The organism is Xanthomonas sp. CFBP 8152, assembly GCF_014199025.1.
Lineage (GTDB): Bacteria > Pseudomonadota > Gammaproteobacteria > Xanthomonadales > Xanthomonadaceae > Xanthomonas > Xanthomonas arboricola_B.
Genome location: NZ_JACHNO010000004.1, coordinates 81,983 through 96,459 on the forward strand (window position 1 = coordinate 81,983; position 14,477 = coordinate 96,459).

The window sequence follows — 14,477 nt, forward strand, 5'->3', positions numbered from 1 at the left end:
CGCAGCAGTGTTTCAGTCGTTTTCGAGGTGATGCATGCGTAAGGACTGTGTTGTTGCACCGATGCTGCTGACAGCGCTGGCCGCTGCCTGCCTGCCCTTTGCCGATGCTGCCGCTGCCGCGCGGGTCGACACGCCGCTCGGGTCCGGGGCATCGACCGCCAACGTCTCTGCGCCCGCCGCGCCGGCCGCTGCGGCTTCGCTTGCCGCCAGCAAGATCGTCCTGGTCGGCGACTCCACCACCGCCGTGCAGGGCGGCTGGGGGCCGAGCTTTTGCGCGCAGCATGTGACCTCGTTTCTGAGCTGCCTCAATCTGGCGCGCGGCGGCCGCAGCACGTCCAACTACCGTGCCGAAGGTTCGTGGGAGATCGCGCTGCACGAGCTGCGCAGCGGCGGGTATCGCCAGGTGTACGTGCTGATCCAGTTCGGCCACAACGATCAACCGGGCAAGCCTGGGCGCTCCACCGACCTGGCGACCGAGTTCCCCGCCAACCTGCGCCGCTATGTGGCCGAGGCGCGTGCTGCCGGTGCGATTCCAGTACTGGTCACACCGTTGACGCGGCGGCAGTTCGCGCGCGGCCAGTTGCTGGACGATCTGGCGCCCTGGGCCGAGGCCACGCGCAAACTCGCGCAGGAACTGCAGGTGCCGTTGATCGACCTGCATGCGCGCAGCCGCGCCCTGGTGCAAGGCATGGGCCCGGTGCTGGCAATGCGCCTGGCGCAGCGGCCGGCCGATCCGGAGCAGGTGCTTGCCGCGCAATCAGGTACCACCATCGGCAAGACACCGGCGCAAACCACATCGACACCAGCCATCCCTGCCGTTGCCGCTGCGCGTGCACAGGACAACGCCAGCGCCGAGCCGATGGGCCAGGCCAAGCTGGCATTCGATTACACCCATCTGGGTGCCGACGGCGCCGATCTGTTCGCGGCGATTGTCGCCGACGAACTGGCCAGGCAGGTGCCTGCGTTGCGGCCGCTGCTGTTTCCGTGATGGGTGACGTGGTGCGTGGTGCGCGACGTGATGCATCGCAAGCGCAGGCGTTTGCGATGGCACCCTCACCACGCGTGAGCCTCAGCCCAGAACAGGCACCGGTGCGTCCGCTTCGATCACCTGGTCGCGCTTGAGCTCTTCCCACACCGCTGCCGGAATCGCCACCCGCATCGAGGCCGCATTCGCATGCGCCTGCTCGGCCGTGCGCGCGCCCGGAATCACCGCCGACACCACCTTGGGTGCAGCGGCAAACTGCAGCGACACCGTGCGCAGATCCACGCCGTGGCGCTCGCAGATGGCCAGCGCCTTCTGGCGCATGGCCGGCGCCCATTCCGGTACGGTGCCGTCGTAGAGATAACGCTCGCGCCCGGCCAGATAGCCCGCCAATAGCGGCGCGCCGACCACCACCGACGCGCCATGCTTTGCGATCTTCGGGAAGGTGTCGTGCAACGCGCGCGCGTGGTCGAGCAACGAATACTGGCAGGCCAGCAGGAAGATGTCCGGGTCGGCCTCCTCGATCGCACGCAGGGCCGGCTCGGGGCGATTGACGCCAAAGCCCCAGGCCTTGATCAGGCCCTCCTTGCGCATCTTGGTCAGCTCGGGCATCGCGCCTTTCACCGCTTCGGCAAAACGCTGTTCCCATGGCATGCCGAGGTCTTTCTCGTTCTCCGGCGACAGGTCGTGGATGTAGGCGATATCGATCTGCGACACGCCCAGCCGTTGCAGGCTGTCTTCGATCGAGCGACGCACCCCGGAGGCGCTGTAGTCGTAGCGATAGTCGAAGGGCGACGGCTGCTGCCACATCGTCTTCGGCGGTTTGCTGGTGGCGGTGAGCAGGCGCCCGACCTTGGTCGACAGCACATAGTCGTCTGCAGCGTGATTGTGCAGGTGGTGCCCGGTACGGCGCTCAGACAGGCCCAGGCCGTACCACGGCGAGGTATCGAAGTAACGCACGCCCGACTCCCATGCCGCAGCCAGGGTCGCTTCGCTTTGCGCATCGCTGGTTGGCGCAAAGCCATTGCCGATTGCCACGCCACCAAAACCCAGTCGACTTGAAGGCCGATAGCGTGCGCCCTTGCTTGCGGGATTGGTCGGCAACGCGGATGCGGCGGCCTTGCCGCGCGTGGGCATCACGCTGCCGGGTGCGGAGGTTTGCGCCAACAACGGGGCGGCGGCCAATGCGGCGGTGCCGACAGCAGCGGCGGAGAGGAACTGGCGACGGGTATTCATGAGAAATCCTTGCAACGACGCGATGCACAAGGATGGTCCCGCCTGCGTGCAGACAAGGTCAGCGCAGGGGCCGGGGGCCTACACATGCAGGCAACGAACGGCTCGCGTGCAGGTTTGCACAAGCAGGCACGTCAGCGCGGGTTGTCAGCGGTCGCTGCTGGCGGTCATCGCATGCACCGCATGCTCAGGGCATGCTGAAGTGGCCTGTGTGTCGGGCCGATGCACCTCATCGCTCGGCATTGTCCAAGAGCAGCTGACACGACATCGCAAGCGGTGGTGAGGTGGGTTCTGGCGCGCACTCAGAACTGCAGTGTACGCGTGGCACATGCCGCTTCCGAGCAGCGGCGGTGCAGTCGTTTTGCTAGCCGCTCTAGATCCCGGCGCAAATCTCCGTTGCACGGATCCAACTTGCATCAGCGTATTTCTAGCAGCTGCAGCTGCGCACGCGGCGGGCCACCGCCCAGCCACAGCGTGCCCACGCTGATCGGCAGGCTGAAGCGACGGGGGCCGGCGCTGCCCGGATTGATGTACAGCACGTCGTCGCGCGTGTGTATCGATGGCTTGTGCGAATGCCCGCTGATGATCACATCTGCAGCAACACCCGCCGCCAGCGCTTTCAGATCGTGCAGCACATGAATCCGCACGCCCGCGACCAGCAGATCCAGCGTTTGCGGAAGCTGCGCTGCCCACGGCGTGTTATCGATGTTGCCGGCGATCGCATGCAGCGGTGCCAGCGCCTGCAGCGCAGTGAGGATCTCCGGCTTGCCCACATCGCCGGCATGGATGATCGCCGCGCAGCCCTGCAATGCAGCCACCGCCTCGGGCCGCAGCAGGCCATGCGTGTCGGAGATCAGGCCAATGCGTAAGGCGGCAGCCGTCATCGGGTGTGGGTGAAGGTGGCGGGCGATCAGGATGCACTGCCGGGTGAGGCCGTTGCGTCAACGGGCCAGGTTGTTGGGCCAGCAGCATGGCCAGCGACCAAGCGCGACGCCGCAGGTGTTGTCCGGCACACCGTGGCGTGCCAGGCATCAATCGCGTCAGTGCGTCGACTCAGCGCGTTGCGCGCGCTTCCACGCCCAGACACTGTTGGGGTCGCCCTGCAGCCCGCGCCGCCTGCTCGCACGCGCCAGTTGCCAGTACGCCCATGCCAACACCAAGGCGATCAGGTCCACGACCAGCACCGTCGCGTCCTGCCATGGCAGTACAACGCCACGTGCCGAAACACAGCTGGCCAGCGGAATCAGCGCGGTCAATCCAGCGCAGGCCAGCAAGACCTCGTACGCACCACGTGCGGTAGGGCGGACCAGCGCCCACACCAGCACGGCCGCAAAGACCGCGTAATAGACATAACGCTCCTGTCCTTGCGCAAGCAAGCGTGCGGCGATGAACAAGGCCGAGATGCCGGCGACGCTGCCCAGGCAGACGCCGATGGTCAGGCGCGCCATCGCGTGGGTGCGCCGCGGTTGATCCACCAACCGACGCTTGCGGCGTGTCTCGATCCACAACAGGTTGCCGCTGTAGAACAGGAACGCACCGCCCAACCCGAGCAGGAAATACAACCACTGCACCGGCGCATGCCCGAAGTTGCCGAAGTGCAGCCCTTGCAGCCCGCGCAAGGCAGCCGTGCCTGCCGACATCGTCCGTGGTTCGAGCACGCGCAGGACCTGGCCGGTTGCCGCGTCCAATGCCACGCCACCGAGCGTGTTGAGGCGGCGCTGATCGTGATGGCCATACACTTCCGCGCGTGCATTGGCATCGCCTGCATCGTGAAACCCGATGCTCTCCGGTACAAAGCCCGAGCTGGCCGCGCGCGCCTTGTCCAGTAGCACCGCCAGCGGCAACACCGGTGCCGCACGCCTGGCCGCTTGCACATGGGGGGTGAGTTCGAACTCCGCTGCGAGGATCTTCATCAATTTGCCGTCGAACACCAGAAACTGGAACGGCGCCAGCAGCAGCACCCCGAGGCACAACACCGCGCCGGACCAGGCAAAGAGCACATGGAACGGCAGCGACAACATGCCGACCACGTTGTGGGCGTCCTGCCACAGCCGCTTGAGGTTATGGCCCGGCCGCAGCGCGAACAGGTCCTTGAAGAACACCGGCGCGTACAACACCACCCCACTGAGCAGCGCCAACCCGTACAGCACGCTCACCACGCCGAACAGATAGGTGCCGAACGCGCGCGGCAGGCCGGCGGTGAAATGCAGGTCGTAGAGGAAGTCGGCAAAGCCCACGCGCTGCGGCAGTTCCAGCAGGCGGCCATCGGCGGCCTGTTGGTACTGCCGCATGCCGCCACTGGCCTCGGCCTGCGGCCCATACCAGTACAGCCGCGGAGTCGGCCCGTGCTCGCTGGGCAGCAGCACCAGGAAGGATTCGGCCACCTGCGGATGCCGTGCGATCACCGCATCCAGCAGGGTCTGCGTGGCGGCGACGGGATCTGCCGGCGCAGGCTGTGTGACAGACGGCGTGGCCTGCCAGCCGCTCAATTCGTGCGTGAACACGGTGATGGCGCCGGCATAGAAGGCGATGAACAAGGCCATGCCCGCCAACAGACCCATCCAGCTGTGGACCGACAGAAACGCGCGCAAGGTCGATGCTTTCATGCACCCAGCTCCGTCCAGCCCAGTGCCTTGATGCCCGCAAGCGCCAGGTAGCACAGCAGCGTCAACCCGCCGAGCACGACCCAGGCGCGCGCTGCGCTACGGAACGCGAACGGCAGTGCCATCGCACCCACCCATGCCGGAAACATCAGCAGCAACCATGCCAGCGTGTAGCTCTGCTGCGGCCCCGGCAGCAACAGGGCGCACAGGCCCACCACGCCGACTGCCAGCGGCAGGCCCAGTACCACCGCGGCCAGCCATCTAGCCCACATTGCGCACCTGCCTGCGTTGCGCACGCGTCTGCTGCCAGGCATCCAGATACGGCAGCGCCACCGCCACCAGCATCAGCGCCGTGACTGCGGCGAAGATGCCGGCCCAGGTGCCCAAGGCCTGCATCGCGCAGCCCAGCGACAGCAGCAGCGATGCGCTGGCGCCGATGCGTAACGCGCGCGCCGACAGCCGGCGCTGCGGCCACAGGCGTTGATGCCGTGTTGCCAGGTAGAACGCCAGCGCCGACGCCGCAGCGGTGAGCAGATAACACCATGTCATCAAACCGCTCATGCCTGCGCCTGCGCCGAAGCGGAGAACGGCAACACACCGAGCTGCACCGGCCACATGTCGCCATGCCGCACGCCGACACACAGCGAACGTGCAACCCGCACCAGTGCATGCGCGCATCCAGCAATGCGCACAACATGGGTAAACGGCTCAACCATCGAAGAAGTCACCGCCATCAAGACGCCCACGCACAACACTCCCGTACACACGGTCGACGGAAGGCATGGCGGCGGCTGTGCCCGGCAGCCCTCCCCGGGCTGCCTACGTAGCGGCTAACACCCCTGTTGCGAAGCCCGGTGGGCGCTTGCAGCGAAGTGTTGGCCGCTCTACGGCGCGCAATCTAACAGGTGCCACAGCGCCGGACCAGCGGTCCGGCGCTGTGTGCGCTGCATCAGCCCTGCGGCGTCAGCACGATGACGCCCAACGGCGGCAACAGCAGCGGCAGGGAGTGCGCGTGGCCGTGCATGCACTGCTGCTCGGCGCTCACCACACCGCCATTGCCCAGATTCGCACCGCCATAGATGCCGGCATCGCTATTGAACACCTCGCGCCACTGGCCGCCTTGCGGCACGCCGATGCGGTAGCCATGCTGCACGATCGGGGTGAAGTTGATCACCACCAGCACCGGCGCATCGCCGCGTTTGCCCTTGCGCAGGAACGCGACCACGCTATTGGCCGCGTCATCGCCGACCACCCAGGCAAACCCGGCCGGGTCGTCGTCCTGCGCGTGCAGCGCGGGGGACTCGACATACAGCCGATTCAGGTCGCGCACCAGGGTCTGCACGCCGCGATGGCGCGGGTCGTCGAGCAGGTGCCAGGGGATGCCGCCGTCGTGGTTCCACTCGGTGGGCTGGCCGAACTCGCAGCCCATGAACAGCAACTTGCGCCCCGGGTGGGTGAACATGTAGCCCAGGTAGGCGCGCAGGTTGGCAAAGCGCTGCCAGTCGTCGCCCGGCATGCGGCCGAGCAACGAACCCTTGCCGTGCACCACTTCGTCGTGCGAGATCGGCAGCACGAAGCGCTCCGAATACGCGTAGACCATGCTGAAGGTCAGCTCGCCATGGTGGTACCGGCGGTAGATCGGATCCAGCGCCGCGTAATGCAGGGTGTCGTGCATCCAGCCCATGTTCCACTTGTAGTGGAAGCCCAGGCCGCCGTGCGCCACGTCGGCGGTGACGCCGGGGAACGCGGTGGATTCCTCGGCAATCATCACCGCACCCGGCGTGTGCTCGCGCACCACCTCGTTGAGCCGGCGCAGGAAGGCGATGGTCTCGTAGTTCTCGCGCCCGCCATGGATATTGGGCACCCACTCGCCGGCATTGCGGCTGTAGTCGCGGTACAGCATCGAGGCCACCGCATCCACGCGCAGGCCGTCGACGTGGAAGCGCTGCAGGAACTCCAGCGCACTGGCGATCAGGAACCCGGACACCTCGCGCCGCCCGTGGTTGTAGATCAGCGTATTCCAGTCGCGGTGGAAGCCTTCGCGCGGGTCGGCATGTTCGTACAGCGCGGTGCCGTCGAAATGCGCCAGGCCGTGGGCGTCGGTGGGGAAATGCGCCGGCACCCAGTCGACGATCACGCCGATGCCTTCGCGGTGGCAGCGATCGACGAAGTGGGCAAAGCCATCCGGCGAGCCGAAGCGCGCGGTCGGCGCGAACAGGCCCAGCGGCTGATACCCCCACGAGCCGCCGAACGGATGCTCGGTCACCGGCATCAGCTCGACGTGGGTGAAGCCCATATCGGCCACGTAGGGAATCAGGCGGTCGGCCAGACCATCCCAGTCCAGGTCCACGCCTTCTTCGCGCAGCCAGGAACCGGCGTGGATCTCGTAGATGCTCATCGGTGCGTCGTGCGCCTGACGGCGCGCGCGCGTGGCCATCCAGCCGTCATCGCTCCACTGATGCGGGGTGGGGTCGGCCACGATCGAGGCAGTGCCCGGCGCCAGCTCGGCACGCCGCGCCACCGGGTCGGCCTTGGCCGGCAACTCGTTCCCCTGCGGGCCGCGTAGCTGGTACTTGTAATGCGCCCCCGGGCCGACGTCGGGCACGAACAGCTCCCACACGCCGGACTGGTGCCGCAGCCGCATCGGATGCCGACGCGCGTCCCAACTGTTGAAATCGCCCACCACCGCCACGCGCGTGGCATTGGGCGCCCACACCGCAAAGCGCGTGCCGCGCACGCCATCGACTTCGATCGCGTTGGCGCCGAGCGCATCGGCCAACTGCAGGTGATGGCCTTCGCTGATCAGGTGCAGGTCGAAGTCGCTGAGCTGCGGGCCGAACGCATACGGGTCGGCGGTGTCCTGCTCGCCGCCTGGCCAGCCGATGCGCAGACGGTAGCCGCCTTGCGCCGGCAACGCGCCGGCGAACAGGCCCGGTTCCGGGCCCGCCTCCAGTGCGATGACCTGGCTGTCGTCGAGCACGGCATTGACGTACGCGGCGCCCGGTTGATAGGTGCGCAGCACCCGACCGCTGTCGGTCGGGTGCGCGCCCAGGATGGCGAATGCGTCGCCATGGCGTGCCTCGGCCAGGGCGCGGGCCGCGCCGGGATCCCATCGATTGGTCACTGCTGTCATCACTCCACTCATCATGTGTCTCCCGCACCAGCGCGCGCACGGTGCAGGATGCGTCGCAAACCCTCGATCGGCACCATCAACCAGCCGGGGCGGTTGGCAGCCTCGTAGCGCACCTCGTAACAGGCCTTCTCCACCAGGAACAGCAAGGTGGCCGCGTTGAACGCTGCCGGTGCGATCCACGGGTGCGTACTGGCATTGAGCACGGCATGGTACGCGTCCAGAAACGCCTGTGTGGAACGGCGGCGGAACTGCACCAGGAACTCGTCCAGATGCGTGTCCACGCCCACGCCGGCGCGCGCGGCGGTGCCTTCTTCGCCGCGTGCCGACACTTCGCTGGCGTAATCGAGCGAGCGCAGGAAGCCGGCCACATCGCGCAGCGGGCTGGCCTTGGCGCGCCGCTCGGACAGCGGCTTGGCCGGCTCGCCTTCGAAGTCGATCAGCACCACATCGTCGAAGGCCACCAGGATCTGGCCCAGGTGGAAATCGCCGTGCACACGGGTCAGCAAGGAATCGGCCAGCACGCTCGGTGCCTGGGCGAGCAAGGCATCCAGCTGCGGGCGCTCGGCCAGCACTGCCTGCAGCGCTTCGCGTTCGGTCGCATCGTCGCTGCCGGCCAGGCGTGCATTGACCGTGTCCCACATCTCTTCGACCTGGCGTGCGACGCCGGCCACCACATCGTTGGCGGTCGGAAGATCGATACGCTGCGGGGCGAAGTCGGCATCGTCGGTGTCGCGCGACAAGGCCTCGTGCAACTCGGCCAGGCGCTTGCCGACCACCGCGGCAAAGGCATCGTAGCCGGCGATGGCTTCGGCACGCGATTCGTCGGTCTGCGCGGTGGCGTACTCGTCGAAGCTGCGTGCCAGATGGTCCAGCGTCCAGCGCCAGGCATCGCCCTGGTTGCGGATGAAGCCCTGCAGCAGTGCGATCGTGGTGATGGTGCCATGCGCATCGATGCGGCTGACGCTGCCCAGCAAGGGCGCGGCATTGGCATAGCCCATCTCGGTCAGGCGACGGCCGATCTCGATCTCCGGGTTGGCACCGTTGGCCACATGCCGCAGCAGCTTGAACACCGCCTTGTCGGCCACCACCAGCGAGCTGTTGCTCTGCTCGGCCGACAGCCAGCGGATGTCCGGATCCTGCGGGATCTCCAGCGTGGCCAGCGCCGGTGTCGCTTCGAAGCGCACCTGCCCCTGCTGCGAGACGTCGTCGCCATCGCAAAAGTCCAGCGCGGCGTTGTCGCGCAAGGCGTCGATCACCCCGCGCACCATCGGCTTGAGCGCGAAGGCATCGGTGAGGTAGCCCACCTCGCGGCCCTGGCGCACGCGCGCCAGCGCAAGCTGCTCGGCCAGCGTGCTGGGCTGGTCGCGCTCCCACACGATGCCCACCGGCAGCATGTAGCTCTCGTGGCGGCCATCCTCCAGCTCCACCTCCAGCTCCAGCAGGCTCATCGGCTCGGCGCCCGGCAGCGGCGTACGGCGCGAGATGCGCACGTGCTTGAGCGCCTGATCCTTGGCCGAGAACCAGCGCCGTGCCGACAACCAGGCCGGCAGGATCTCCGCTTCCAGCGTGGGCAGGTGCGGCAACAGCGCGTTGCTCTCGTCGGTGTCGCTGCGCAACACCAGCGTGCGGTAGTCCGGCAACGGCACCGGGCTGGGCACATGCCAGTCCGGCAAGGTGCCCTCGCTGACCAGCTGGAACGCGTAGAAGCCGAACGGCGGCACGGTGAGCAGATAGGTCAGCCGCCCGACTGGCGGAAAGCTACCGCCGCCGATGATGTCCACCGGCACGCGTCCTTCGAACTCGGACAGGTCCAGCTCCACCGCCTGCAGCGTGTGCGACAGGTTGGCCACGCACAGCACCGTCTCGTCCTGGTAGCACCGCAGGTAGGCCAGCATGCGGCGGTTGCCCGGATACAGAAAGCGCAGGCTGCCGCGGCCGAAGGCCTGGTAGCGCTTGCGCACGCTGAGCACGCGGCGGGTCCAGGTCAGCAGCGAATGCTGGTCGCGGATCTGCGCTTCCACATTCACCGCCTGGAAGCCGTACAGCGGGTCCATCACCGGTGGCAGCACCAGCTGCGCCGGGTCGGCGCGCGAGAAACCGCCATTGCGGTCGATCGACCACTGCATCGGCGTGCGCACGCCATCGCGGTCGCCCAGATGGATGTTGTCGCCCATGCCGATCTCGTCGCCGTAGTACAGCACCGGCGTGCCGGGCATGGTCAGCAACAGGGAGGTCATCAGCTCGATGCGGCGGCGGTCGCGCTCCAGCAGCGGCGCCAACCGGCGCCGGATGCCCAGATTGATGCGTGCGCGGCGGTCGGCGGCATAGGTCTGCCACAGATAATCGCGCTCCGAGTCGGTGACCATTTCCAGCGTCAACTCATCGTGGTTGCGCAGGAAGATCGCCCACTGGCAGCTCTCCGGAATCTCCGGGGTCTGGCGCATGATGTCGGTGATCGGGAAGCGGTCTTCGCGTGCGATCGCCATGTACATGCGCGGCATCAGCGGGAAGTGGAACGCCATATGGCATTCGTCGGCGTTCTGGCCAAAGTACTGCTGGGTGTCTTCCGGCCACATGTTGGCCTCGGCCAGCAGCATGCGGTCCGGGTATTCGGCATCCAGGGTGGCGCGGATCTTGCGCAGGATCGCGTGGGTTTCCGGCAGGTTCTCGTTGGAGGTGCCGGAGCGCTCGATCAGGTACGGCACCGCATCCAGGCGCAGCCCGTCCACGCCGCGGTCCAGCCAGAAGCGCATCACTTCCAGCACCGCTTCCAGCACCGCGGGGTTGTCGAAGTTCAGGTCCGGCTGGTGCGAATAGAACCGGTGCCAGAAGTACTGCCCGGCAACCGGGTCCCAGGTCCAGTTGGATTTTTCGGTATCGCAGAAAATGATCCGCGTGCCTTCGTATTCCTGGTCGGTGTCCGACCACACATAGAAGTCGCGCTCCGGCGAACCGGCCAGCGCGTTGCGTGCGCGCTGGAACCACGGGTGCAGATCGGAGGTGTGGTTGATCACCAGCTCGGTGACGATGCGGATGCCGCGTGCATGCGCCTGCGCCACCAGCTGCTCGAAGTCTTCGATGCTGCCGTAATCCGGATGCACCGCCATGTATTCGGCGATGTCGTAGCCGTCGTCGCGGCGCGGGCTGGGGTAAAACGGCAGCAGCCAGATGGTGTCCACGCCGAGTTCGGCGATGTAATCCAGCTTGGAAATCAGCCCCGGGAAATCGCCGATGCCATCGTCGTTGGAGTCGAAGAACGACTTGACGTGCACCTGATAGATGATCGCGTCCTTGTACCAAAGCTGGTCTGCAACCACCGCGGACTGTTCCGCGTCGGCTTGTAACGATGGGACTGCATTCATGCGACCTCTCCTGCGCGGATGCGCCATAACGCGAACGGCCGCGTCGCCTCTAAACGGATGTGTTGCTGTTTTCCCTGCCATGTGAAGCGATGGCCGTCCCACAGGTCGTCCACCGCCACGCTGGCGTGATCGGGCAGGCCCAACTCCCACAATGGCACTTCGATTGCGGCATCCTGCGCAGCGTTGGGGTCCAGGTTGATCGCCACCAACACCATGCTGCGGCTGCGCGACAGGTAGCCGGCATCCAGAAACTTGCCGAAGTACAGCACCTGGTCGTTGTGCGCCTGGTAGAAGCGCGTACCCAGGTGCGACTGCAGCTCCGGGTGCATGCGGCGCAGCTGATTGAAGCGGGTGATCTCATCGACGATGTCGCCGGGCGCACGCTCGGGCCAGGCGCGCAGCTGGAACTTCTCCGAATCCAGGTACTCTTCCTTGCCCGGCGCCAATGGCGTGGCCTCGCACAGTTCGAAGCCCTGATACATGCCCCACAGCCCCGACAGCGTGGTCGCCAACGCGGCGCGGATCAGATGCCCGTTGCGCCCGCTGGTCTGCAGGAACAGCGGATTGATGTCCGGCGTGTTGACGAAGAAGTGCGGACGGAAGCACTCGCGCGGCACGCCCTGGTTCAACTCTTCCACGTACTCCTGCAGCTCGTGCTTGTGGTTGCGCCAGGTGAAGTAGGTATAGGACTGCGAGAAACCGCACTTGGCCAGGCGGTACATCATCTTCGGCCGGGTGAAGGCCTCCGACAGGAACACCACATCCGGCCGGCGCCCGCGGATATCGGCAATCAACCACTCCCAGAACGGGAACGGCTTGGTATGCGGGTTGTCGACGCGGAACAGCGTCACGCCCTCGTTGACCCAGAACAGCACCGCATCGCGCAACGTGTTCCACAGGTCCGGCACCGCACCGCTGGCATAGAAATCGACGTTGACGATGTCCTGGTACTTCTTCGGCGGGTTCTCCGCATACGGAATCGAGCCATCCGCGCGCCAGGTGAACCAGTCCTTGTGGTCCTTCAACCACGGGTGATCCGGCGCGCACTGGATGGCGAAATCCAGCGCCACTTCCAGCCCGTGCGCACGCGCAGCCTGGATCAACCTGCGGAAACCTTCGAGCCCGCCGAGCTCGGCATGCACCTCGGTATGCCCGCCATCGGCCGCGCCGATCGCATACGGGCTGCCCGGCTCGCCATCGACCGCAGTGACCGAGTTGTTGCGGCCCTTGCGGTTCTTCGCGCCGATCGGGTGGATCGGCGGCATGTACAGCACGTCGAAGTGCATCGCGCGGATATGCGCCAGCCGCTCGATCACATCGTCGAAGGTGCCGTGCCGTTGCGGATCGCCGCTTTGCGAGCGCGGGAACAATTCGTACCAGCTGGCGAAATGCGCCGCGCGTCGCTCGGATTCCACCCGGAAGGTCACCGGCGTCTCGGAGCGGAACGGCTTGTCGTCGGCCGCGGCCATCGCCTGCGCGGTGTCCGGCTCCAGCACGATCGCCAGCTGCTGCAGCGGCTCGCTCTGCGCACCGATGCGGGTGAGGATGGCCTGCAGGCGCTCGGTCAAGGCACCGCTGCTGCGCGCGTGCGCGGCCTGCACCACGGCCACCGCTTCCTGCACGTCCACCGGCAGCACCGTGTTGGCGGCGCGCTTCTTTTCCAGATCCGCATGCAAGGTGGCGAACACATCGCGCCAGCCTTCCACCCGGAACTCATAGGTGCCGATGCGCTCCAGCGGGAACTCCGCACGCCAGCGGTCGTTGCCCAACGCACGCATCGGCGCGCTGGCCCAGGTCTTGGCATCGGCCGGGCGCCACAGCACCGCCACCGCGATACGGTCGTGCCCATCGCAGAACGCATCGGCTTCCACGCAGATGCGGTCGCCCACGGTGCGCTTGACCGGGAAGCGGCCGTTATCGACCGACGGGGTCACCGACTCGATGCACACCCGCGGCCAGGCGGCCGCGGTCTGCGGGCGCGGGCGCATGCGCGGCACCGCCAGCACGTGCCGTGCGGGCACGCTGCGATAGACCCGCACCTCACCCGGCTCCAGTGCTTCCAGCGTCGCGCCGGAGAGCGTGCTGCCATCCTCGCCCACGAGTGCTTCGGCATCGCCGAGCAGGCGCAGCAGATCCGGCGCCGGGACCGGCACCACATGATCGGCATCGCCATTGATCAACAGCAGCGACGGCAAGCCGCCCAGCGGCTCGATCGCCACCGCCGTCAGGCCGGTGCCCTCGCGCAACAGCGGTCGCAACCGCAAGCCGGCATTGCTGGGCGGCACGCCATCGCTGGCCCTGATCGACAACGGCAACGTCTCCAGCTGCGTCTCGTCCAGCAGCCACGCCCCGCCCAGTGCCTGGGCCAGTTGCCAGTGCTGCCCGGCAGTGGCCGCACGTTTGCCATCGGGTGCACCCACCACCGCCACGACCTGCGACGCCAACGCGCGCAGCGCCGTGTCTTCGTCGAAGAACCAGCTGCCGCTGCCGTCCCACCAGGCGAGCGAGGAGAACCCCACGTCGAACCCGGCACCGGCCAGCTGCTGCAAGGCCTCGATGCCCAGGCCCGGCGTCCATGCCGCAAACACCACCTCCGGTGCCTGTGCATGCACGCGGGCGATCAGCTCGCGCCAGCGCTGCGCCGGCACCTGCTGCGGCTGCAACAGGCGGAAGCCGGCCACGCCCTGCGAGGCCCAGTCCAGCAAACGCGCACTCCACCACTCCACCAGCGCCGCACCTTCCTGCGCATAGGTAAAGCGTGCCTCGGCCACTTCGGGCGTGGCGCGCGGTTGGCGCGGGTCCGGTACCGCCGTGCTGCGTGCCCGGAACCACTGCGGGTTGTCGCGCACCACCGCGCTGGCGCCGCCCACTTCGTCCAGGCGCACATCGAGCAGCAGCTTCACGCCGGCCCGGTGCGCGGCCTGCACCACCTCGCGCAGACGCTGCGCGTCTTCCTCGCCGGTGGTGGCAACCTCGCTCAGCCGGCCTTCGGCATCGCGTGCAAATGGCGGCGCGAGCACGACATGATCAAAGCCCGCCTCGCGCGCCGACTTGCAGCGCTGCTCCAGCCCGGCCTGCTCGCCGGTTGCCTCATTGAGAACACAGATCCGCATGGCGCCCCCTCAACCGACCACGGCGCGTACGCGCGCCGTGCCAAAGAAAGC

9 protein-coding genes and 1 other RNA gene are annotated in these 14,477 nt (G+C 67.2%); 1 reads left to right on the forward strand and 9 read right to left on the reverse strand.

Translation table 11 applies throughout. The annotated features are described in order from the left end of the window. Window positions 1-34: 34 nt before the first annotated feature. The gene (locus FHT09_RS15860) at window positions 35-988 is read left to right on the forward strand and encodes a rhamnogalacturonan acetylesterase (protein WP_181141365.1); all 954 of its coding nucleotides are present in this window, start codon (window positions 35-37) and stop codon (window positions 986-988) included. A gap of 81 nt (window positions 989-1,069) precedes the next feature. On the opposite strand, the gene FHT09_RS15865 is transcribed toward FHT09_RS15860, so the two are convergent. From FHT09_RS15865 to FHT09_RS15905, 9 genes are all read right to left on the reverse strand, one after another. Beyond that, window positions 1,070-2,218 (reverse strand): aldo/keto reductase, encoded by a 1,149-nt coding sequence (locus tag FHT09_RS15865; RefSeq protein WP_104606651.1) that lies wholly within the window; start codon window positions 2,216-2,218, stop codon window positions 1,070-1,072. A 251-nt stretch (window positions 2,219-2,469) separates the two neighbouring features. Then, window positions 2,470-2,545: non-coding RNA, sX9 sRNA (locus FHT09_RS15870), on the reverse strand. An 86-nt stretch (window positions 2,546-2,631) separates the two neighbouring features. Then, complete coding sequence (locus FHT09_RS15875; RefSeq protein WP_104606650.1) at window positions 2,632-3,099, reverse strand: metallophosphoesterase family protein; 468 nt, start codon at window positions 3,097-3,099, stop codon at window positions 2,632-2,634. Between the two features lie 156 nt (window positions 3,100-3,255). Continuing rightward, a complete protein-coding gene (locus FHT09_RS15880; protein WP_104606649.1) occupies window positions 3,256-4,821 on the reverse strand; it encodes a PepSY-associated TM helix domain-containing protein in 1,566 nt (521 codons plus the stop codon). Beyond that, window positions 4,818-5,090: a hypothetical protein gene (locus FHT09_RS15885; RefSeq protein WP_104538984.1), complete on the reverse strand. Its 273-nt coding sequence runs from the start codon at window positions 5,088-5,090 to the stop codon at window positions 4,818-4,820. The genes FHT09_RS15880 and FHT09_RS15885 overlap by 4 nt, the downstream gene beginning before the upstream one ends. Next, the gene (locus tag FHT09_RS15890) at window positions 5,080-5,379 is read right to left on the reverse strand and encodes a hypothetical protein (protein WP_104606648.1); all 300 of its coding nucleotides are present in this window, start codon (window positions 5,377-5,379) and stop codon (window positions 5,080-5,082) included. The genes FHT09_RS15885 and FHT09_RS15890 overlap by 11 nt, the downstream gene beginning before the upstream one ends. Window positions 5,380-5,767: 388 nt before the next feature. After that, on the reverse strand, window positions 5,768-7,951 hold the full coding sequence (gene glgB, locus FHT09_RS15895; RefSeq protein WP_104606698.1) for a 1,4-alpha-glucan branching protein GlgB: 2,184 nt from the start codon (window positions 7,949-7,951) through the stop codon (window positions 5,768-5,770). 11 nt (window positions 7,952-7,962) lie between these two features. Then, on the reverse strand, window positions 7,963-11,313 hold the full coding sequence (gene treS / locus FHT09_RS15900) for a maltose alpha-D-glucosyltransferase (protein WP_104606647.1): 3,351 nt from the start codon (window positions 11,311-11,313) through the stop codon (window positions 7,963-7,965). After that, complete coding sequence (locus tag FHT09_RS15905; protein ID WP_104606646.1) at window positions 11,310-14,426, reverse strand: maltotransferase domain-containing protein; 3,117 nt, start codon at window positions 14,424-14,426, stop codon at window positions 11,310-11,312. The genes treS and FHT09_RS15905 overlap by 4 nt, the downstream gene beginning before the upstream one ends. Window positions 14,427-14,477 lie beyond the last annotated feature (51 nt).

What these genes read in the sequence shown, in the direction of transcription:
- FHT09_RS15860 (WP_181141365.1), top strand. Translation starts at nt 35, where the DNA reads ATGCGTAAGGACTGTGTTGTTGCACCGATGCTGCTGACAGCGCTGGCC.
- FHT09_RS15880 (WP_104606649.1), bottom strand. Translation starts at nt 4,821, where the DNA reads ATGAAAGCATCGACCTTGCGCGCGTTTCTGTCGGTCCACAGCTGGATG.
- FHT09_RS15875 (WP_104606650.1), bottom strand. Translation starts at nt 3,099, where the DNA reads ATGACGGCTGCCGCCTTACGCATTGGCCTGATCTCCGACACGCATGGC.
- FHT09_RS15885 (WP_104538984.1), bottom strand. Translation starts at nt 5,090, where the DNA reads ATGTGGGCTAGATGGCTGGCCGCGGTGGTACTGGGCCTGCCGCTGGCA.
- treS (WP_104606647.1), bottom strand. Translation starts at nt 11,313, where the DNA reads ATGAATGCAGTCCCATCGTTACAAGCCGACGCGGAACAGTCCGCGGTG.
- FHT09_RS15865 (WP_104606651.1), bottom strand. Translation starts at nt 2,218, where the DNA reads ATGAATACCCGTCGCCAGTTCCTCTCCGCCGCTGCTGTCGGCACCGCC.
- FHT09_RS15890 (WP_104606648.1), bottom strand. Translation starts at nt 5,379, where the DNA reads ATGAGCGGTTTGATGACATGGTGTTATCTGCTCACCGCTGCGGCGTCG.
- FHT09_RS15905 (WP_104606646.1), bottom strand. Translation starts at nt 14,426, where the DNA reads ATGCGGATCTGTGTTCTCAATGAGGCAACCGGCGAGCAGGCCGGGCTG.
- glgB (WP_104606698.1), bottom strand. Translation starts at nt 7,951, where the DNA reads ATGACAGCAGTGACCAATCGATGGGATCCCGGCGCGGCCCGCGCCCTG.